Consider the following 1,490-nt stretch of genomic DNA (forward strand, 5'->3'; position numbering starts at 1 on the left):
CACTTTCACCAGGACAACCGTCGCCTGGCCCACCTAGCCTTCTCCGTCCCCCCATCGCAATTACAAGTCGTGCAGGAATATTAACCTGCTTCCCATCGACTACGCCTTTCGGCCTCGCCTTAGGGGTCGACTCACCCTGCCCCGATTAACGTTGGACAGGAACCCTTGGTCTTCCGGCGAGGAGGCTTTTCACCCCCTTTATCGTTACTTACGTCAGCATTCGCACTTCTGATATCTCCAGCATACCTCTCGATACACCTTCGCAGACTTACAGAACGCTCCCCTACCACTCACACATAAGTGTGAATCCGCGGCTTCGGTGCCTGGTTTGAGCCCCGTTACATCTTCCGCGCAGGCCGACTCGACTAGTGAGCTATTACGCTTTCTTTAAATGATGGCTGCTTCTAAGCCAACATCCTAGCTGTCTGAGCCTTCCCACATCGTTTCCCACTTAACCAGAACTTTGGGACCTTAGCCGGCGGTCTGGGTTGTTTCCCTCTTCACGACGGACGTTAGCACCCGCCGTGTGTCTCCCGGATATTACTTACTGGTATTCGGAGTTTGCATGGGGTTGGTAAGTCGGGATGACCCCCTAGCCCAAACAGTGCTCTACCCCCAGTAGTATTCGTCCGAGGCGCTACCTAAATAGCTTTCGGGGAGAACCAGCTATCTCCGAGTTTGATTGGCCTTTCACCCCCAGCCACAGGTCATCCCCTAACTTTGCAACGTTAGTGGGTTCGGTCCTCCAGTTGATGTTACTCAACCTTCAACCTGCCCATGGCTAGATCACCCGGTTTCGGGTCTACACCTTGCAACTAGACGCCCAGTTAAGACTCGGTTTCCCTACGGCTCCCCTATACGGTTAACCTCGCTACAAAATGTAAGTCGCTGACCCATTATACAAAAGGTACGCAGTCACCCCGAAGGGCTCCCACTGCTTGTACGTACACGGTTTCAGGTTCTATTTCACTCCCCTCACAGGGGTTCTTTTCGCCTTTCCCTCACGGTACTGGTTCACTATCGGTCAGTCAGGAGTATTTAGCCTTGGAGGATGGTCCCCCCATATTCAGACAGGATGTCACGTGTCCCGCCCTACTCGATTTCACATCAAGGTTGTTTTCGTGTACGGGGCTATCACCCTGTATCGCCGGCCTTTCCAGGACCGTTCCACTAACTTCCAAGATGCTTAAGGGCTAATCCCCGTTCGCTCGCCGCTACTGAGGGAATCTCGGTTGATTTCTTTTCCTCGGGGTACTTAGATGTTTCAGTTCTCCCGGTTCGCCTCTGTTACCTATGTATTCAGTAACAGATACCCGAGTTATCTCGGGTGGGTTTCCCCATTCGGAAATCTGTGAGTAATAGCGTCTCTTACCGACTTCTCACAGCTTATCGCAGGTTAGTACGTCCTTCATCGCCTCTGACTGCCAAGGCATCCACCATGTACGCTTAGTCACTTAACCATACAACCCCAAGAAGTGTCGGTGAAACCG

At 52.5% G+C, this 1,490-nt stretch carries 1 rRNA gene; it reads right to left on the reverse strand.

Features of this window, described 5'->3' with window-relative positions:
* A 23S ribosomal RNA gene (locus AB5Y90_RS00635) occupies positions 1-1,460 on the reverse strand; the annotation flags it as partial.
* Between the last annotated feature and the right edge of the window lie 30 nt (positions 1,461-1,490).

Source organism: Aeromonas sp. R4-1, from assembly GCF_040908325.1.
In the GTDB taxonomy this organism is placed as follows: domain Bacteria; phylum Pseudomonadota; class Gammaproteobacteria; order Enterobacterales; family Aeromonadaceae; genus Aeromonas; species Aeromonas veronii.